This window comes from Kluyvera sp. NPDC087067 (assembly GCF_044745165.1).
Lineage (GTDB): Bacteria > Pseudomonadota > Gammaproteobacteria > Enterobacterales > Enterobacteriaceae > Kluyvera.
This window is the reverse complement of the sequence record NZ_JBIUZS010000012.1, coordinates 70,716-88,539: the sequence shown is the minus strand read 5'-3', so window position 1 is coordinate 88,539 and position 17,824 is coordinate 70,716. Positions and strand designations below refer to the sequence as shown.

At 54.0% G+C, this 17,824-nt stretch carries 17 protein-coding genes; 3 read left to right on the top strand and 14 right to left on the bottom strand.

Features of this window, described 5'->3' with window-relative positions; genetic code table 11:
* Positions 1 to 241: 241 nt before the first annotated feature.
* The 4 genes from hemG to pepQ are packed head-to-tail and all read right to left on the bottom strand — an operon-like array spanning position 242 to position 4,227.
* Positions 242 to 775: a menaquinone-dependent protoporphyrinogen IX dehydrogenase gene (gene hemG / locus ACIPDS_RS21265; protein ID WP_400740167.1), complete on the bottom strand. Its 534-nt coding sequence runs from the start codon at positions 773 to 775 to the stop codon at positions 242 to 244.
* A gap of 12 nt (positions 776 to 787) precedes the next feature.
* Positions 788 to 2,239 (bottom strand): Trk system potassium transporter TrkH, encoded by a 1,452-nt coding sequence (trkH, locus tag ACIPDS_RS21260; RefSeq protein ID WP_166517150.1) that lies wholly within the window; start codon positions 2,237 to 2,239, stop codon positions 788 to 790.
* A gap of 42 nt (positions 2,240 to 2,281) precedes the next feature.
* Positions 2,282 to 2,896, bottom strand: coding sequence for an IMPACT family protein (locus tag ACIPDS_RS21255; RefSeq protein ID WP_166517151.1), 615 nt, complete (start codon positions 2,894 to 2,896; stop codon positions 2,282 to 2,284).
* Complete coding sequence (gene pepQ, locus ACIPDS_RS21250) at positions 2,896 to 4,227, bottom strand: Xaa-Pro dipeptidase (protein WP_400740164.1); 1,332 nt, start codon at positions 4,225 to 4,227, stop codon at positions 2,896 to 2,898. Before pepQ ends, ACIPDS_RS21255 begins: the two co-directional genes overlap by 1 nt.
* A 190-nt stretch (positions 4,228 to 4,417) precedes the next feature.
* Between pepQ and fadB the strand changes: the two genes are divergently transcribed.
* Both fadB and fadA read left to right on the top strand, forming a co-directional pair.
* Positions 4,418 to 6,607 carry a fatty acid oxidation complex subunit alpha FadB gene (gene fadB, locus ACIPDS_RS21245; protein ID WP_400740161.1) on the top strand — a complete coding sequence of 730 codons (2,190 nt, stop codon included), beginning with the start codon at positions 4,418 to 4,420 and terminating at the stop codon, positions 6,605 to 6,607.
* A gap of 9 nt (positions 6,608 to 6,616) precedes the next feature.
* Positions 6,617 to 7,780, top strand: a complete 1,164-nt coding sequence (gene fadA, locus ACIPDS_RS21240) for an acetyl-CoA C-acyltransferase FadA (protein WP_166517154.1) — start codon at positions 6,617 to 6,619, stop codon at positions 7,778 to 7,780.
* 166 nt (positions 7,781 to 7,946) lie between these two features.
* Here fadA and fre read toward each other — a convergent pair whose 3' ends face one another.
* Together fre and ubiD are read right to left on the bottom strand one after the other, a co-directional pair.
* On the bottom strand, positions 7,947 to 8,648 hold the full coding sequence (gene fre, locus ACIPDS_RS21235; RefSeq protein ID WP_166517155.1) for an NAD(P)H-flavin reductase: 702 nt from the start codon (positions 8,646 to 8,648) through the stop codon (positions 7,947 to 7,949).
* A 49-nt stretch (positions 8,649 to 8,697) separates the two neighbouring features.
* Complete coding sequence (gene ubiD, locus ACIPDS_RS21230) at positions 8,698 to 10,176, bottom strand: 4-hydroxy-3-polyprenylbenzoate decarboxylase (protein ID WP_166517156.1); 1,479 nt, start codon at positions 10,174 to 10,176, stop codon at positions 8,698 to 8,700.
* Positions 10,177 to 10,339: 163 nt separating this feature from the next.
* Here ubiD and rfaH point away from each other — a divergent pair, with 163 nt between their 5' ends.
* Positions 10,340 to 10,828 carry a transcription/translation regulatory transformer protein RfaH gene (rfaH, locus tag ACIPDS_RS21225; RefSeq protein WP_166517157.1) on the top strand — a complete coding sequence of 163 codons (489 nt, stop codon included), beginning with the start codon at positions 10,340 to 10,342 and terminating at the stop codon, positions 10,826 to 10,828.
* A gap of 1 nt (position 10,829) precedes the next feature.
* Here rfaH and tatD read toward each other — a convergent pair whose 3' ends face one another.
* The 8 genes from tatD to rmuC all read right to left on the bottom strand — a co-directional run bounded on the left by tatD (position 10,830) and on the right by rmuC (position 17,805).
* Positions 10,830 to 11,624: a 3'-5' ssDNA/RNA exonuclease TatD gene (tatD, locus tag ACIPDS_RS21220; RefSeq protein WP_400740155.1), complete on the bottom strand. Its 795-nt coding sequence runs from the start codon at positions 11,622 to 11,624 to the stop codon at positions 10,830 to 10,832.
* 27 nt (positions 11,625 to 11,651) lie between these two features.
* Complete coding sequence (gene tatC, locus ACIPDS_RS21215; protein ID WP_166517159.1) at positions 11,652 to 12,416, bottom strand: Sec-independent protein translocase subunit TatC; 765 nt, start codon at positions 12,414 to 12,416, stop codon at positions 11,652 to 11,654.
* A 2-nt stretch (positions 12,417 to 12,418) separates the two neighbouring features.
* Entirely contained in the window at positions 12,419 to 12,949 is a 531-nt protein-coding gene (gene tatB, locus ACIPDS_RS21210; RefSeq protein ID WP_166517160.1) for a Sec-independent protein translocase protein TatB, read from the bottom strand.
* Between the two features lie 3 nt (positions 12,950 to 12,952).
* Complete coding sequence (gene tatA, locus ACIPDS_RS21205) at positions 12,953 to 13,207, bottom strand: Sec-independent protein translocase subunit TatA (RefSeq protein ID WP_166517161.1); 255 nt, start codon at positions 13,205 to 13,207, stop codon at positions 12,953 to 12,955.
* 76 nt (positions 13,208 to 13,283) lie between these two features.
* Positions 13,284 to 14,924, bottom strand: a complete 1,641-nt coding sequence (gene ubiB, locus ACIPDS_RS21200) for a ubiquinone biosynthesis regulatory protein kinase UbiB (protein ID WP_166517162.1) — start codon at positions 14,922 to 14,924, stop codon at positions 13,284 to 13,286.
* Positions 14,921 to 15,526: an SCP2 domain-containing protein gene (locus tag ACIPDS_RS21195; RefSeq protein ID WP_166517163.1), complete on the bottom strand. Its 606-nt coding sequence runs from the start codon at positions 15,524 to 15,526 to the stop codon at positions 14,921 to 14,923. The genes ubiB and ACIPDS_RS21195 overlap by 4 nt, the downstream gene beginning before the upstream one ends.
* A 13-nt stretch (positions 15,527 to 15,539) precedes the next feature.
* Positions 15,540 to 16,295, bottom strand: coding sequence for a bifunctional demethylmenaquinone methyltransferase/2-methoxy-6-polyprenyl-1,4-benzoquinol methylase UbiE (gene ubiE, locus ACIPDS_RS21190; RefSeq protein ID WP_166517164.1), 756 nt, complete (start codon positions 16,293 to 16,295; stop codon positions 15,540 to 15,542).
* A 100-nt stretch (positions 16,296 to 16,395) separates the two neighbouring features.
* Complete coding sequence (gene rmuC / locus ACIPDS_RS21185; RefSeq protein WP_166517165.1) at positions 16,396 to 17,805, bottom strand: DNA recombination protein RmuC; 1,410 nt, start codon at positions 17,803 to 17,805, stop codon at positions 16,396 to 16,398.
* Between the last annotated feature and the right edge of the window lie 19 nt (positions 17,806 to 17,824).

Below are 17,824 nucleotides of genomic sequence, written 5' to 3'. Positions count from 1 at the left end.
CACGGCTTTCGCTCACTGTTGCGAGGTGGCGTATATTACGCTTTCCTCTTTCAGAGTCAAGCGTTTAATTTCGCTTTTCTCTGCCGGCGTTCTCTCGAGAACCCCGCTGACCCGGCGGCTTGTTTGCCGTTGTTCCGTCTCAGTGGGGCCGCATTATAGGGAGAAATTGAGAACCCGCAAGCATAATTCTGAAAAATATTTTCGTTCGCTCATTTTCCAGGCAACTTGCCGTATTGCCGCCCTATTTGCGTGAAAGTTGCGCGATTTCTTTGGCAAAACCCGCCACCTGCTCCCAATCGGTATACACCACTTCTTTACTTGTATCGGTCTCGCCGCCGGTCATCTTCATTATCAAACGAATCATAAAGCGATCGAACCAGCCGTAGCGTGGGTAGCGCAGCGCCCCAGCAAATACTGCGCAGGTATCCGGCTGCCACGGAGAACGCAGCAGGAACTTGCGTGTATAGCTGTTGGTCTGCGGGGAACGTTTCTCCGGCTTACGGGCCACCAGGTTTACCGAGAAGAATGCACTCGGCACCGCTCGCAATGCCGCAGCATGCTTTTTCACAAAACGATCGAGCGCCGGGTGGAAGTGACCATAGCGAATAGAAGCACCAATGATGACGCTGTCATAGAGCTGCCACTCAATGGTGTCTGTACGGTTCAAATCAACCATTGCCGTATCCACACCCAGTTCACGCAACTGCGAGCAAAGGTAGGCGGCGATTTCGCGCGTTTGCCCATCACGGGTAGAAAAGAGCATTAATGTTTTCAACGCTGACTCCTGTTATTCGCGCCAGAATGTTGGGGTAAACAGCACCAGCAGCGTAAAGACTTCAAGACGACCAAATAGCATATTCGCGATCAGGATCCACTTCGCTACCGGATTCATGCTGGCAAAGTTATCCGCCACAACGCCCAGCCCAGGGCCGAGGTTGTTTAGCGTGGCGACGACGGAGGCAAATGCTGAGAAGTCATCAACACCGGTGGCGATGATGGCCAGCATGCTAATAATGAAGACCAGCGCATAAGCGGAGAAAAATCCCCACACCGCTTCGAGAATACGTTCAGGCAACGCACGGTTGCCCAATTTAATGCTATAGACCGCATTTGGATGCACGAGGCGTTTGAGCTCGCGGTTCCCCTGCTTAAACAGCAGCAGAATACGAATCACCTTCAGACCACCACCCGTTGAACCTGCGCACCCGCCAATAAACGCTGAGCACAACAATAGTACAGGCAGGAATAATGGCCATCGCGCAATGCTGTCAGTGGTGAAACCTGCGGTTGTCGCCATCGACACCACCTGGAAGAAAGCCTGGTTTAGCGTTGTCACCGCCGAAGCGTAAATATCGTGGAACCACAGCACTAAGGTACAGACGATCACAAGCGTCAGCTGTACGCCGATAAACATACGGAATTCCGGGTCACGCCAGTAGACTCTCAGGCTACGACCGCTGAGCAATGAGAAGTGCAAACCGTAGTTACAGCCGGAGATGAGCAAGAAGATAGCAATGATAGTGTTGATGGTTGGACTATTAAAGAAGCCGACGCTGGCATCGTGCGTTGAGAAACCGCCGATAGCGATCGTGGCAAAACTGTGGCCGATAGCGTCAAACGCGGGCATTCCGGCAAACCATAAGGCCAATGCACACGCCACGGTCAGCAACACATAAATCAGCCATAGCGTTTTTGCCGTTTCAGCGATACGCGGGCGCATCTTGTTATCTTTTAGTGGCCCGGGCATTTCTGCTCGGTAAAGCTGCATCCCCCCAACGCCGAGGATTGGCAGAATCGCCACGGCCAGCACGATGATCCCCATGCCGCCGAACCACTGCAGCATTTGTCGATAAAAGAGAATCGCGTGGGGTAAGGAGTCAAGCCCCACCAGCGTTGTCGCCCCGGTGGTGGTTAACCCCGAAAACGATTCAAAGAACGCATCGGTCACCGTCAGGTTAGGCTGCTCGGAGAAGATAAAGGGCAGCGCACCCACGCTCCCCAGCACTGTCCAGAACAACACGACAATCAGAAATCCTTCGCGGGATTTCAGCTCACCCTTCTCCCGACGGTTTGGCCACCACAGCAGCGAGCCAATCGCCAACGCAACAAAAAAGGTTTGAGTAAATGCGCGCCCGGCGCCATCGCGGTAAATCAAAGCCACCAGCCCCGGGAGGATCATTGTCCCCGAGAATAAGATGACCAGAAGTCCAACAATTCGAGTAATGGCACGAAAATGCATTTCCGGCGCGTCCTTTGATAATCAAAAAAATTCAGGAGGGGATTATTCGTCAATCGCTAACAAATGCAATGAACCACGACTAAAATCTGCCAGTCTTGCCGAAAATTCAGGCACTTTTGCCTGAGGAAGCGCCACTCGAAGCTGCACCGACGCCTGATAGTCGCTGGAAACAATTTGCCCCGAATACTGCCCGACCAATGCCTCGATACCCGCAAGCTGTCCGTATTCACATAACAGAGTATATTCGGTTAATGGCGTTTTGAGCTGCGTAATGAGCAGATTCAATGCTTGCTGTACGCCGCCGCCATAGGCTTTTACCAGCCCACCCGTTCCCAATAAGATACCGCCGTAGTAGCGCACCACCACGGCGGTGATTTCCCCCACACCGCTGCCCATCAACTGAGCGAGCATCGGTTTCCCGGCGGTACCTGCCGGTTCACCATCATCAGAGAAACCAAGCTGCTGCGAGTCATCGGGCCTACCCGCAACCCACGCCACACAATGGTGGCGTGCATCCGGGTGTTCGGCCCTCACCGACTCGACGAAGGCTTTTGCCGCCTCCACCCCGTCAGTATGCGCTAACAGGGTGATAAAACGGCTCTTCTTGATCTCTTCAACAAAAGTGACCGGCTCAGCCGGTATTCGCCAGCTATCCATTACGCCAGTTTCAGGTCACGCGTCATGTTTTCAACATTGTTTTCGTGAATGACCACGTTATCTTCAATACGAATGCCGCCGAAAGGTTTGAGCGCTTCAATTTTCTGCCAGTTGAAGTGTTTGCTGAACTGACCTTCGCGCCATGGTGCTAGCAGGGACTCAATAAAGTAGATACCCGGTTCGATGGTCAAGACCATACGCGGCTCCAGCACGCGGGTGCAGCGCAGATACGGATATTTCGATGGCGCCGCCAGATGCGTACCCGAGTCATCCTGCATAAAACCAGCAACATCATGAACCTGCAGACCCAGCGGGTGACCGATACCGTGTGGCATAAATGGCCCGGTCAGGTCGTTTTCCACCATGGCTTCTTCGCTCATGTCGGTCAGGATCTGATGCTTACGCAGCAATTTGGCAATACGCTGATGGAACTGAATGTGGTAATCCACATAGCTGGTGCCGGACTTCATGGTCGCAATCAGCGCCAGTTGCTCAGTATTCACATCTTTGATCAGCTGCGCATAGTCGTTATCGCTGTGCGCGGCCCAGGTACGCGTCAGGTCGGCGGCATAACCGTTGTATTCCGCCCCTGCATCAAGCAGGAAACTGCGAGATTCTGATGGCGCACGGTGATCCAGTTTGGTGTAGTGCAGCACGGAGGCATGCTCATTGAGGGCCACGATGTTGCCGTAAGGCACATCGGTATCACGATGACCTGTGGCCGTCAGGTACGCGAGGTTGATGTCAAACTCGCTCATGCCGGAACGGAACGCTTCTTCTGCCGCGCGATGCCCGTTAACCGCCATTTTCTGCGCTTCTCGCATACACGCTAATTCATAATCGGTTTTATAAGCGCGGTAGTAGTGCAGATAATCAATCACCGGTTTCGGGTTGATGTTGTTCGCCGCGATCCCTAAGCCCAGCGCACGCTCTGGAACCGGACCAATATAGCCGATGTTGCCGCGGGCGGCAGGCAGCTGGCTGCCAATACCGTCAGCTTTCGGCAGCGCAATCACGTCAACCTCTTCTGTCCAGAACGAGGTTGGCAGTGGTTCAACGTTATGCCAGTAATCCACCGGCAGATAGAACCACAGCTTTGGTTTGTTCACCCCGTCCACCAGCAGCCAGCAGTTCGGTACCTGAGTGACCGGCACCCACGCTTTAAACTGCGGGTTGACCTTAAACGGATAGGCGTGGTCATCGAGAAAAACATTCATCAGCTCGCCGGAGTGGATAAGCAACGCATCAAGCTTGAAACGCTCGAGTGCATTACGCGCCCGCTCTTGTAAGGTAACAATATGATTTTTATAGAGTGCGGCCAGAGATTCCATTATTTATCCTTCTGAATATTTACCCTCAAGTTTCCGCATATTAGCACACCTCTTCCACCCTGCGTGATTTCCACCGGGCGTGATCGCGCCAGCAAATATTTAAAGAGTCATTTGCATTTATTTAACACAAAATACACACTCGAGTTTATCTGGTACGACCAGATCACTTTGCTGGATTCAGGAGACTGACATGCTCTACAAAGGCGACACCCTGTACCTCAACTGGCTGGAAGATGGCATTGCCGAACTGGTGTTCGATGCCCCCGGCTCCGTTAACAAGCTAGATACCGCGACCGTAGCCAGCCTCGGCCAGGCGCTCGACGTCCTCGAAAAACAAAAAGAGCTCAAGGGGCTGCTGCTGCGCTCTGAAAAGGCGGCTTTTATTGTCGGCGCGGATATTACCGAATTCCTTTCGCTGTTCCTGGTGCCTGAAGAACAGTTCAGCCAGTGGCTGCATTTTGCCAATAGCGTCTTTAATCGTCTGGAAGATTTGCCAGTTCCGACCCTTTCCGCCATTAACGGTTATGCGCTGGGAGGCGGCTGTGAATGCGTGCTGGCGACCGACTACCGTCTGGCGACGCCGGATCTGCGTATCGGCTTACCGGAAACGAAGCTGGGCATTATGCCGGGCTTTGGCGGTTCCGTACGTTTGCCGCGCCTGTTGGGTGCCGACAGCGCACTGGAAATTATCGCGGCTGGTAAAGATGTCAGCGCTGAGCAAGCGCTGAAACTCGGATTGGTTGATGGCGTGGTGAAACCGGAGAAACTGTTCGACGGCGCGCTGGCGGTACTGCGCCAGGCGATCAACGGCGATCTCGACTGGAAAGCCAAACGTCAGCCTAAGCTTGAACCTCTCAAGCTCAGCAAGATTGAAGCCACCATGAGCTTCACCATCGCCAAAGGCATGGTGATGCAGACGGCGGGTAAACACTACCCGGCGCCAATTACGGCGGTGAAAACCATTGAAGCGGCGGCGCGTTTTGGTCGTGAAGAAGCGCTGAGTCTGGAAAACAAAAGTTTTGTCCCACTGGCCCATTCTAATGAAGCCCGTGCGCTGGTCGGTATTTTCCTCAACGACCAATTTGTGAAAGGTCAGGCGAAGAAACTGACGAAAAACACCGAACCCCCAAAACATGCTGCCGTACTGGGTGCAGGCATTATGGGCGGCGGGATTGCTTACCAGTCGGCCTGGAAGGGCGTGCCGGTAATCATGAAGGATATCAACGAAAAATCACTGACGCTTGGCATGAATGAGGCTAGCAAACTGCTCAACAAGCAGCTAGAGCGCGGTAAAATTAATGGTCTTAAGCTCGCGAGCGTTATCTCGACGATTCAACCGACGCTGGAATACGCAGGCTTTGATCGTGTAGATGTTGTCGTCGAGGCGGTGGTAGAAAACCCGAAAGTGAAAAAAGCGGTGCTGGCCGAAACCGAGCAGAAAGTCCGCCCGGATACCGTACTGGCTTCAAACACGTCGACCATTCCGATTGGTGAGCTGGCGGATGTGCTTGAGCGCCCGGAAAACTTCTGCGGTATGCACTTCTTTAATCCGGTGCACCGGATGCCACTGGTTGAGATTATCCGCGGCAAGAAAACCTCAGATAGCACCATCGCCAAAGTGGTCGCATGGGCGAGCAAAATGGGCAAAACGCCGATTGTGGTTAACGACTGCCCAGGCTTCTTCGTTAACCGCGTGCTGTTCCCATATTTCGCCGGTTTTAGCCAGTTACTGCGCGACGGTGCGGACTTCCGCAAGGTCGATAAAGTGATGGAGAAACAGTTCGGTTGGCCAATGGGCCCAGCCTACCTGCTCGACGTCGTCGGTATTGATACCGCCCACCACGCGCAGGCCGTGATGGCCGCCGGTTTCCCGCAGCGTATGCAAAAAGATTACCGCGACGCTATCGACGCGCTGTTCGATGCCAGCCGCTACGGTCAGAAAAATGGTCTGGGCTTCTGGCGTTATAAAGAAGACAGCAAGGGCAAGCCAAAGAAAGAAGAAGATCCTGCGGTGGATAGCCTGCTGGCCGACGTCAGCCTGCCAAAACGCGACTTCTCTGATGAAGAGATTATCGCCCGCATGATGATTCCGATGGTCAACGAAGTGGTGCGCTGTCTGGAAGAAGGCATTATCGCAAGCCCGGCAGAAGCCGATATGGCGCTGGTCTACGGCCTTGGGTTCCCTCCGTTCCACGGCGGCGCATTCCGCTGGCTGGATACCCAGGGTAGCGCGAAGTATCTCGATATGGCGCAGCAATACCAGCATCTCGGCCCGCTGTATGAAGTGCCGGCGGGTCTGCGTGATAAAGCGCGCCATAACGAAGCGTATTATCCTCCAGTTGAGCCAGCCCGCCCGGCTGGTGAGCTGAAAACGGCTTAAGGAGTCACGATGGAACAGGTTGTTATTGTTGATGCAATTCGTACCCCGATGGGCCGCTCAAAAGGAGGCGCGTTCCGCAACGTGCGCGCAGAAGATCTTTCTGCCCATCTGATGCGCAGCCTGCTGGCGCGTAACCCAGCGCTTGAAGCGGCGGCTATCGACGACATCTATTGGGGCTGCGTACAGCAGACGCTGGAACAAGGCTTCAATATTGCCCGTAACGCTTCATTGCTGGCGGAAATTCCGCATTCCGTTCCGGCGGTGACCGTCAACCGCTTGTGCGGTTCCTCTATGCAGGCATTACACGATGCCGCTCGCATGATCATGACCGGCGATGCGCAGGTGTGTCTGGTTGGCGGCGTTGAGCATATGGGCCACGTGCCGATGAGCCACGGCGTGGATTTCCATCCAGGGATGAGCCGCACCGTAGCCAAAGCTGCCGGGATGATGGGGCTAACGGCTGAAATGCTTTCGCGTATGCACGGTATCAACCGTGAAATGCAGGACGCTTTCGCCGCCCGTTCCCACGCTCGCGCCTGGGCCGCAACCCAGTCCGGCGCCTTTAAGAATGAGATCATTCCCACCGGTGGTCACGATGCGGACGGTGTACTGAAGCAGTTTAATTATGACGAAGTCATTCGCCCGGAAACCACCGTTGAAGCACTTTCAACCCTGCGCCCGGCATTCGATCCGGTCACCGGGACAGTCACTGCGGGAACCTCCTCCGCACTCTCCGACGGGGCTTCCGCCATGCTGGTGATGAGCGAGAGTCGCGCACGGGCGCTGGGATTAACCCCTCGCGCGCGAATTCGTTCCATGGCCGTGGTCGGCTGCGATCCTTCTATTATGGGTTACGGCCCGGTTCCTGCCTCAAAGCTAGCCTTGAAGAAAGCCGGTTTAGCCACAAGCGATATCGATTTGTTTGAAATGAACGAAGCGTTTGCCGCACAGATCCTGCCATGTATTAAAGATCTGGGGTTAATGGAGCAGATCGACGAGAAGATCAACCTCAACGGCGGCGCTATCGCGCTGGGCCACCCGCTCGGGTGCTCCGGTACGCGAATCACCACCACCCTGCTGAACCTGATGGAACGCAAAGATGCCCAGTTTGGTCTGGCAACGATGTGTATCGGATTAGGTCAGGGCATTGCGACAGTTATCGAGCGCGTGTAAAAACGCGCTCGATAACGCAAACATTATCATTACTGTAGGCCGGGCAAGCGGAGCGCCCCCGGCAAACATGCCGGATGGCAACGCTGCGCGTCTTATCCAGCCTACAGCACAAAAAAGTTTAGTTGCCGTTCTTCCCGCCTGTCAGGGGCGGGTTTTTTATTGCCTATCAGATAAAGGCAAACGCATCGCCGAACAAGCGGTCTTCACGCGCCTGACGTTCATTGCAGAACAGGTCACGAGCAATCTTCGCCATTTCAAAGCGACCGGCGATGTAGATGTCGTGCTCCGCCAGCGTACCGTAATCCTGCAATACCGCCGTCAAAACGGTACCAGAACGTCCGCGCCAGCCCTCTTCCGGCTGCTCAACCACCGGTTCAACGCGCAGATTAGGGTGAGTCACCGACAGCGCTTCCAGCTCAGAGAGATCGTAGAGATGCTTCTCTTCGCGGCCACCCCAGTAAATCGTCACATCACGATTCGGGTTACGCGCCAGCGCGGTCAGAAGAATAGAACGCACATAAGAGAAGCCGGTACCGCCAGCAATGAGCACCAGCGGACGCTCGTCTTCTTCGCGCAGCCAGGCCTCGCCGTGTGGGATATCGACCACCACCTGACGATCTTTCAGAATGCGGTCCATAACCGCCATCGCGTACAGGTTTAGCTCTGAAGCACCGATATGCAGCTCAATGAACGCTTTTTCGTCCGGCGTAGAGGCCATGGAGAACGGGCGTTTGTCACGCTCATCCATTACCACCATCAGATACTGCCCGGCGCGGAATGAGAAGGCGGCGTCTGGCACTAAACGAACGCGATATACCGTATCGGTAATGGCATCCACTGAAGTCACTTTACAGCTTAAGGTTGTCATGCGCTCCCTCTGTCGGGTCTTTCCCCATCCACAAGTCAGGGAATATTTATCATTTATTGTCAGAAAAAATGGCCAGCTCGTCCCAGATGTCATCAATTCGCGCCGTAACGGCGGGATCTTTCTTGATTGGACGGCCCCACTCACGCTGGGTTTCCCCAGGCCATTTATTGGTGGCATCCAGCCCCATTTTCGACCCCAGACCGGAAACCGGCGAGGCGAAATCAAGATAATCAATCGGCGTGTTTTCTACCAGCACGGTATCCCTCGCAGGATCCATACGGGTGGTAATCGCCCATATCACATCATTCCAGTCGCGTGCGTTCACGTCATCATCGCAGACAATCACGAATTTTGTGTACATAAACTGGCGTAAAAACGACCATACGCCCATCATCACGCGTTTTGCATGTCCGGCATACTGTTTTTTCATCGTGACCACGGCAAGGCGATATGAACACCCTTCCGGCGGCAGGTAGAAATCGACAATCTCCGGGAACTGCTTTTGCAAAATAGGCACGAAAACTTCATTCAGCGCCACGCCCAGCACGGCGGGTTCATCGGGCGGACGACCGGTATAGGTGGAATGATAAATCGCGTCTTCGCGCTGGGTTATGTGCGTCACGGTAAAGACCGGAAAACTATCCACTTCATTGTAGTAACCGGTATGGTCGCCGTAAGGGCCTTCAGGCGCGAACTCACCTTGCTCGATGTAACCTTCGAGGATTATCTCGGCGCTGGCCGGAACTTCCAGATCGTTGGAAAGGCACTTCACTACTTCGGTTTTAGTGCCACGCAGCAGGCCCGCAAAGGCATACTCGGAGAGGGTGTCCGGCACCGGCGTCACTGCACCAAGAATGGTAGCAGGGTCTGCGCCTAACGCGACGGAAACCGGGAAACGCTCACCGGGATGCGCCGCACACCACTCCTGAAAATCAAGCGCGCCGCCGCGATGCGACAGCCAGCGCATAATCAGTTTATTTTTGCCAATCACCTGTTGGCGATAGATACCCAGATTCTGCCGCTCTTTATGCGGCCCACGCGTCACCGTCAGCCCCCAGGTAATCAGCGGTGCCGCATCTTCAGGCCAACAGGTCATCACCGGAATGCGGGATAAATCGACATCCTCTCCCGAGATAACTTTCTGCTGACAAGGCGCGCCGCGCAGCCGTTTGGTTGGCATATTGAGCACTTGCTTAAACTGCGGCAGCTTGTCGTAGAGATCGCGGAAACCTTTTGGTGGTTCAGGCTCTTTCAGGAAGGCTAATAGCTTACCCACTTCACGCAGCGCGCTGACATCTTCCTGCCCCATGCCCATTGCCACACGCTTAGGCGTGCCAAACAGGTTACACAGCACCGGCATGGAATAACCTTTAGGATTCTCGAACAGTAATGCGGGCCCACCGGCACGAAGGGTGCGGTCGGCAATTTCGGTAATTTCCAGATGGGGGTCAACCGGGAGGCTAATACGCTTTAGTTCGCCCTGCTGCTCAAGTTGTGTCAGAAAGTCGCGCAAGTCATGGTATTTCATGGGGTAATTATTGGCCTCCTGGTAAGCGCCTCATTATACGGCGAATGGGTCCGTGATGCTGTATTTTTGTTAAATTAGGGTAAATAAAAGCAGCAATAATCAACGTCGCGATTTAGTCGCACTTTTGTTATGCTTCCGCGTTAAATAGCAAAAAAGAGTCATTATGCAAGCCTGGTATTTACTGTACTGCAAACGCGGGCAACTTCAGCGTGCCCAGGAACATCTGGAACGACAGGCAGTAAACTGCCTGACACCGATGATCACCCTGGATAAAATCGTGCGCGGCAAGCGTACGTCAGTCAGTGAGCCGCTGTTCCCGAACTATCTGTTTGTGGAATTTGACCCTGAGGTCATCCACACCACTACCATCAGCGCGACCCGCGGCGTGAGCCACTTTGTTCGTTTTGGGCTACATCCAGCCACGGTGCCGTCAACGGTCATTCATCAGCTTTCGCTTTATCAGCCCGATGACGTTACCGATCCGCAAACCCCTTACCCCGGCGACAGCGTTGTCATTACCGAAGGCGCGTTCGAAGGGCTACAGGCAATCTTTGCCGAGCCGGATGGCGAAGCGCGCTCTATGCTGCTGCTCAATCTGCTTAACAAGCAAATTAAGCAGAGCGTGAAGAACACCGACTTCCGTAAATCGTGATCTAAAAGTCGATATTAAACAACTGTCTGGCATTGTTGTCTGTGACGGTTTCCAGCCATTGCGCCTCTTCGCCGCGCCATTGGGCTACGCGTGCCAGAATATGCGGTACAAACGCCGGTTCATTGCGACGTGATGTCGGCTTCGGCGTCATATCGCGCGGCAGCAAATACGGCGCATCCGTCTCCAGCAGCAGACGATTAGCGGGTATCATCGGCAACAGCTCACGCAACTCTAGTCCCCGACGCTCATCGCACACCCAGCCGGTAATACCGATAAATAACCCGTGATCGAGACAAGCCTGTAATTCATCCCGCGAGCCGGTGAAGCAGTGCAATACTGCGCCAGGCAGATGGTCAAGCCACGGTTCCAGCAGCGCAAAGAAGCGATCGTGCGCGTCACGGCAGTGCAGGAATACGGGCATCCCCAATTCAGCCGCCATCGCCAGCTGGGCGCTAAAAGCCGCTTCCTGCTCAGCGGGCGTTGAGAAGTTACGGTTAAAGTCCAGGCCACACTCGCCCACCGCCACCACTTCCGGTTTATTCACCAGCGTATAGATAACTTCTGCCACTTCCGGTGACCAGCTGCTGCTATCATGCGGGTGGACGCCTGCGGTAGACCAGCAATGTTCAAATCGTTCCGCCAGCCGCTGAGCTTCTTCACTTTCATGACGATTGGTGCCGGTCAGCAGCATGCCGTGTACCCCCGCAGCGCGGGCGCGAGCAACCACCTCATCGCGATCGCGGGAGAATTGTGAACTCGTTAAATTAACACCGATATCAAACATCATCGCTCCCATATGACAACCGCCCTGACGGGCGGTTGGTTATTCTTCGGTTTCTTCTGCTTGCGCGTCTTCATCACGCGTTGCTCGCTTCCCGGCGTAGAAGCGGGAGAAAAACAGCCCCACTTCAAACAGACAGTACATCGGGATGGCCAGCAACGTTTGCGAGAACACATCCGGTGGCGTCAGCAACATGCCGACCACGAATGCGCCTACCAGCACGTATGGACGCTTCTTGCGCAGGTCATCCGGTGTGGTCACACCCACCCAGCACAACAAGACAATCGCCACAGGCACTTCAAACGACACGCCAAACGCAATAAACAGCGACATGACGAAGTCGAGGTAGCTTTTAATATCGGTTGAGACCAGTACGCCAACCGGCGCAGTGTGCGTCAGGAAGCCGAAGGCCAGTGGGAACACCACGAAATAGGCGAACGCCATACCGATATAAAACAGCAAAGTACTGGAGACCAACAGCGGCACGACCAAACGACGTTCATGCTTGTACAGCGCAGGCGCCACAAAGGCCCAGACCTGGTACAGAATGACCGGCGCCGAGAGGATAAGCGAGACCATAAAGGTCAGCTTAATTGGCGTGAAAAACGGTGACGCCACATCGGTGGCGATCATTGTCGCCCCCTGAGGCATCTGTTTAATCAGCGGCGCTGACACCAGTTGGTAGATATCATTGGCGAAGTACACCAACGCCAGAAAAATAACGATGACCGCAATAATGCAATTGAGCAGGCGTTTGCGCAGCTCAATCAAATGAGCGATCAACGGTTGAGTATCTTCTACGCTCATGTTTACGGTTTATCACTCGATGCGGGGGATGAATCAGGAACGGCAGCGGTAGCGACTTTCTCTTTTTCTACCGGTTTGACCACCGAAGCCTCAGGCTCTGGGGTTTCATCGCGCGGTAAAACCGGCTCCTCAGAGGGGGCCGCCTGCGGCGTAGCCGAGACCGGCTGCGCGGCGTCCTTATCCTTCACCACAGGGTTATGGATAGTATTGGCCTCGTCACTCGCCTTTTCAGGATCGTGCGCTGAGTAAGAGCGCTTCATGGATTCCGCCGCTTCACGCAGTTCGTCCATCGAAGCCTTAAGCTCAGGCGTCAGACTATCCAGACTCGCTTTCTCCACTTTTTTCAGGCTGTCCTGAAACTCCTGGAGTTTAAGCTCCTGCGTCAGCTCATTTTGTACCGTTGCGGCCAGCGAGCGCAGGGCTCTGATCCAGCCAACAACCGTCTTCACTGCTACCGGCAGGCGTTTTGGCCCCAATACCACGAGGCCAATAATAAACACCAGCAGCAGTTCACTGAAACCAATATCAAACACGAATTACACCTGCTCGTTGTCGTGGCGTTTCGCTTCGTCTTTTTTCGTACTTTCCTGCTTATCAGTAATTGATTGCGCAGTGAAGTCTGCATCCTGGCTCGGTTTGTCTTTCTTGTCGTCTTCATCACCCATGGCTTTTTTGAAACCTTTGATGGACGCGCCTAGATCCGACCCAAGTGAGCTCAGCTTTTTAGTCCCAAAAAGCAGAACCACGATAACGACGATAATCAGCAACTGCCAAATACTAATACCACCCATACAAGTTCCTCTGATAGATGATGAAATAATCAGCGTGCATTATACGTTATGCAACGCCCTGATAGCGACGCTAAATTCAGCGCGTCTTCCGCCAGCCTGCAAACCATACCACCAGACCGCCGGCCATAATCCATGCGGGTTTCAGCCCCCATTCCGGGCGGTAAACCAGTAATAGTGTACCGCTCAGGAGTAAAACCGCACCTATACCAAAGAGATAACGGGACTGACCTTGCCGGGTATGATGCGTCGCCATGTCCTGGGAAATCTTCGCCAGGCTCGCCTGCATCTGCTTACTTTGCCGCAGGCTGTCGTACACCAACTCAGGAATTTCCGGCATTTTTTCAATCCAGAACGGTGCTTTGTCTTTCAGCGCCCGCACCAACGCAGGAATCCCCACCTGATCCTTAATCCATGACTCAAGGAAAGGTTTCGCCGTCTTCCATAAATCTAACTGAGGATAGAGCTGACGTCCTACCCCTTCTACGTAAAGTAATGTCTTTTGCAGTAACACCAGTTGTGGCTGGACTTCCATATTGAAGCGCCGCGCGGTGTTAAACAGGTTCAGCAACACGTGACCAAAGGAGATTTCTGCCAGCGGTTTTTCGAAAATAGGTTCGCAAACGGTGCGGATAGCAAACTCAAACTCTTCAACGTTGGTGTCCGCCGGTACCCAGCCAGAATCAACGTGCAGTTCAGCAACCTTGCGGTAATCGCGATTGAAGAAAGCGATAAAGTTCTCCGCCAGATAGCGCTTATCCTCTTTATTCAGCGAGCCCACAATGCCGCAGTCGATACCGATGTACTGCGGATCTTCCGGGTGCTCATAGCTGACGAAAATATTCCCCGGGTGCATGTCGGCATGGAAGAAACTGTCGCGGAATACCTGAGTGAAGAACACCTGTACACCGCGTTCAGCCAGCAATTGCATGTTGGTATTTTGCTTTTCCAGCGTGTCGATATCCGACACCGGAATGCCGTAGATGCGCTCCATTACCAGCATATCAACGCGGCAATAGTCGGAGTAAACCTCTGGCACATAGAGCATCGGGCTGTTTTCAAAATTACGACGCAGCTGAATGGCGTTAGCGGCCTCACGCAGCAGGTTTAACTCATCGAGCAACGTTTTTTCATAGTCGCGAACCACTTCCAGCGGACGCAGACGGCGACCATCCGGCAGCAGGCGTGGAACCCAGCGCGCCAGACGATAGATAAGCTTCATATCTGCTTTGATGATCGGCAGAATATCCGGGCGAATGACCTTAATCACCACTTCCCGACCATTCTCTTTTAAGCGTGCCGTATGCACCTGGGCAATTGAAGCGGAAGCCAGTGGGTTAATATCAAAATCGTCAAACCAGCTTTCGACCGGGATATCGCCCATCGATTTTTCAATTTGCTGTTTTGCCAACTTGCCATCAAACGGCGCCACGCGATCTTGCAGCATGACCAGCTGGTCGGCAATTTGCGGCGGGAAAAGGTCGCGACGAGTAGAGAGCATCTGGCCGAACTTGATCCACACCGGGCCAAGTTCCTGAAGCGCTAATCGCAGGCGGTCACCCAGCGGTTTATCCTTATGGCGATTTGGCATCCAGAATAGCAGCCGACGCCCGATACGCAGCGGCAGCGTGATTCGCATTTTAGGGATCAGCTCATCAAGCCCGTAGCTCAAGAAGGTGCGGATGATAAAATACAGGCGCCGTAATTCTCCTGGCGTCATTTCTCCTCCAGTTTTTCCAGCCGTTTGGTGAGGGCTGCAAGCTCTCGCTCTACGGCCATCGCTTCTTCAGCAAACCAGGCCACTTCTAATGCACCCGGCGCAAGACGCCACTCTTCAGTGAGCGTTTCAGCCACATATCGCTGCTGGCGCGCCAGGCCATGCTGCAAAAACTTCATCCCCCCACGCAGCGCTTTACTGACGCCTTCGGCCGCAATATCTCCGGTATATGGCGCGAGCAGCTCCGCGGGGTCGAACTCAGCGAGGTCAGCCAGCGATACAAGATTCTGCACCACCTGAAGATCGCCCTGCACTTCGAGGTCGTTATTACGGATAAGCGCGGTGAGCTGCTGTCGGTTACGCAACTGCGGCAATACGCTAACGCGGGTGGTCACGGTACAATCGGCCTCGCCTTCCCATGCCCCCAGCACGTCAACCTGACGTTCGCTGAAAACCAACACCAGCGGCGAGGTGAACTCTTTAAGCTCAATGCGCAGTACTTTACCAATGAGACGCTGACGCGCAGGCTTCAATGCCTTCTCACGCCACAGCAGCGCGTTGATGGCGGTCTCAATGCTGCCGGTTACTAAGGGTTTCAACGGCATAGCAGCCTCTCAATCAGAATTTATAGCCACGGTGCAGCGCGACGATCCCCGCCGTCAGGTTGTAGTAATCTACGTTTTCCAGACCCGCGTTCTGCATCATCTCTTTGAGCGTATCCTGATTCGGGTGCATACGGATGGACTCTGCCAGGTAGCGGTAGCTGTCCGCATCATTCGCCACCATTTCGCCAATGCGCGGCAGAATATGGAACGAGTAGGCATCGTAGGCTTTACTTAGCGGCTCGATAATCGGCTTGGAGAACTCCAGCACCAGCAGGCGACCGCCGGGCTTTAACACGCGGTACATAGAACGCAGCGCTTTGTCTTTATCGGTGACGTTACGCAGGCCAAAGGAAATGGTGATGCAGTCAAAGGTGTTGTCCGGGAACGGCAGTGCTTCTGCGTTAGCCTGAACGTATTCAACGTTACCCACTACGCCAATATTGCGCAGCTTTTCACGACCCATTTTCAACATTGAGTCGTTAATATCAGCCAGCACAACGCGCCCAGTTTCACCCACGATACGCGAGAATTTGGCCGTCAGGTCACCGGTACCGCCCGCCAGATCGAGAACAGTCTGTCCACGGCGCACGCCGCTGCAATCAATGGTAAAACGCTTCCAGAGACGATGGATACCGAATGACATCAGGTCATTCATCACATCGTATTTTGCGGCGACAGAATGGAATACATGCGCCACCATGTCTACCTTCTGATCTTTGGCAATTGTTTGAAAACCAAAGTGCGTCGTTTCTTGTGAATCCTCAACCATCTCTATGCCTGCTTATCAAGAAAATGTTCATGGAGTGTAACAGATTGGACTCAATTGCCCTACGATTCCACCCCGTTACAAAATCGGTTGTATCGCTGAATTAACGGCGTTCTGCCGCTAACGGATTGTCATCATTCAACTCTTCATCGTCGCGCAGTCGGAACTCATCATCTTGCGAAGTCGCTTGCTCAACGAGATCCGGATTAATCTCGCGTTTGACCTCAACGCCAAGATGACGAAACGCCTCAGCCTGCGACAACACGTTACCCCGACCTGATGTGAGTTTTTTCATCGCCTGACGATAGTTATCCTGCGCTTTATCAAGGCTCTGCCCAATGGACGACATGTCATCGACGAAGAGCCGCATTTTGTCATATAAGCGGCTGGCGCGTTCAGCAATATGTTGCGCATTGCGGCTCTGATGTTCATAGCGCCACAAATTGGCAATGGTACGCAGCGCGACCAGCAGCGTGGTAGGACTTACCAGCATAATATTATTTTTCAGCGCTTCGCTGATCAATTCTGGCTGGCGATCGAGCGCCAGTAAAAACGCCGGTTCGACGGGAATAAACATCAGCACGTAATCCAGGGAGCGTAGCCCCGGCAACTGGTGATAATCTTTTCGCCCTAACAGCCGAATATGGTTACGCACCGCCGCAATATGCTCCTGCAGCGCGGTTTCACGGGTGTAGTCATCTTCGGCATTAAAGTAGCGTTCATAGGCCACCAGCGTCATTTTGGCATCCACGACCACGTCTTTACGATGCGGAAGACGAACGATAACGTCCGGCTGCATACGGGAGTTGGCGTCGGTATTAATGCTGACCTGGGTTTCATACTCATGGCCTTCGCGGAGCCCGGAAGCCTCCAGTACGCGGGTGAGTACCACTTCTCCCCAGTTACCTTGAGTTTTGTTATCGCCTTTTAGCGCACGAGTGAGGTTCACCGCTTCCTGCGCCATCTGGGCATTCAGCTGTTGCAGATTACGAATTTCATGCGCCAGCGTGTGTCGCTCGCGCGCTTCCTGACCGAAGCTGTCCTGAACCTGACGGCGAAAACCATCGAGCTGTTCACGCAGCGGCGTCAGTAGACCGTGCAGACTTTGACGATTTTGCTCGTCCACCCGGCGATTGCTCTGTTCAAAGATGCGGTTGGCAAGATTTTCAAACTGCTCGCTCAGACGCTGTTCGCTGTTGAGCATCAGGCGGTGTTTTTCATCGCCGTGCTGACGAGTGGTCTCCAGCAGGGTAGTGACTTCGCGCAAATCGACTTCGAGCGACGAGTTGATTTCTCGCAGGCTACGCAACTCATTGTTCAGCAGCTCGCACTCTTCGCGCCAGTGGGCATTCTGGGCAATGTTTTGTTTTGCCGCGCTGAGCTCACCGTACACATCGCGTTCTTCCGCCAACTGCTCGGCACGTTGATGCGCCACACGATAGCTCGCCGCTAGCCAGCCAATCGCAATGCCCGCCAGCGCCACTAACGCATAAATCACCACGGCAATATCCACAACGCCCCCTACTTAAACC

What these genes read in the sequence shown, in the direction of transcription:
- ubiD (WP_166517156.1), bottom strand. Translation starts at nt 10,176, where the DNA reads ATGAAATACCATGACTTGCGCGACTTTCTGACACAACTTGAGCAGCAG.
- trkH (WP_166517150.1), bottom strand. Translation starts at nt 2,239, where the DNA reads ATGCATTTTCGTGCCATTACTCGAATTGTTGGACTTCTGGTCATCTTA.
- ACIPDS_RS21195 (WP_166517163.1), bottom strand. Translation starts at nt 15,526, where the DNA reads ATGCCGTTGAAACCCTTAGTAACCGGCAGCATTGAGACCGCCATCAAC.
- tatC (WP_166517159.1), bottom strand. Translation starts at nt 12,416, where the DNA reads ATGAGCGTAGAAGATACTCAACCGTTGATCGCTCATTTGATTGAGCTG.
- fre (WP_166517155.1), bottom strand. Translation starts at nt 8,648, where the DNA reads ATGACAACCTTAAGCTGTAAAGTGACTTCAGTGGATGCCATTACCGAT.
- ACIPDS_RS21255 (WP_166517151.1), bottom strand. Translation starts at nt 2,896, where the DNA reads ATGGATAGCTGGCGAATACCGGCTGAGCCGGTCACTTTTGTTGAAGAG.
- pepQ (WP_400740164.1), bottom strand. Translation starts at nt 4,227, where the DNA reads ATGGAATCTCTGGCCGCACTCTATAAAAATCATATTGTTACCTTACAA.
- ubiE (WP_166517164.1), bottom strand. Translation starts at nt 16,295, where the DNA reads ATGGTTGAGGATTCACAAGAAACGACGCACTTTGGTTTTCAAACAATT.
- ubiB (WP_166517162.1), bottom strand. Translation starts at nt 14,924, where the DNA reads ATGACGCCAGGAGAATTACGGCGCCTGTATTTTATCATCCGCACCTTC.
- tatD (WP_400740155.1), bottom strand. Translation starts at nt 11,624, where the DNA reads ATGGGAGCGATGATGTTTGATATCGGTGTTAATTTAACGAGTTCACAA.
- rfaH (WP_166517157.1), top strand. Translation starts at nt 10,340, where the DNA reads ATGCAAGCCTGGTATTTACTGTACTGCAAACGCGGGCAACTTCAGCGT.
- fadA (WP_166517154.1), top strand. Translation starts at nt 6,617, where the DNA reads ATGGAACAGGTTGTTATTGTTGATGCAATTCGTACCCCGATGGGCCGC.
- fadB (WP_400740161.1), top strand. Translation starts at nt 4,418, where the DNA reads ATGCTCTACAAAGGCGACACCCTGTACCTCAACTGGCTGGAAGATGGC.
- tatA (WP_166517161.1), bottom strand. Translation starts at nt 13,207, where the DNA reads ATGGGTGGTATTAGTATTTGGCAGTTGCTGATTATCGTCGTTATCGTG.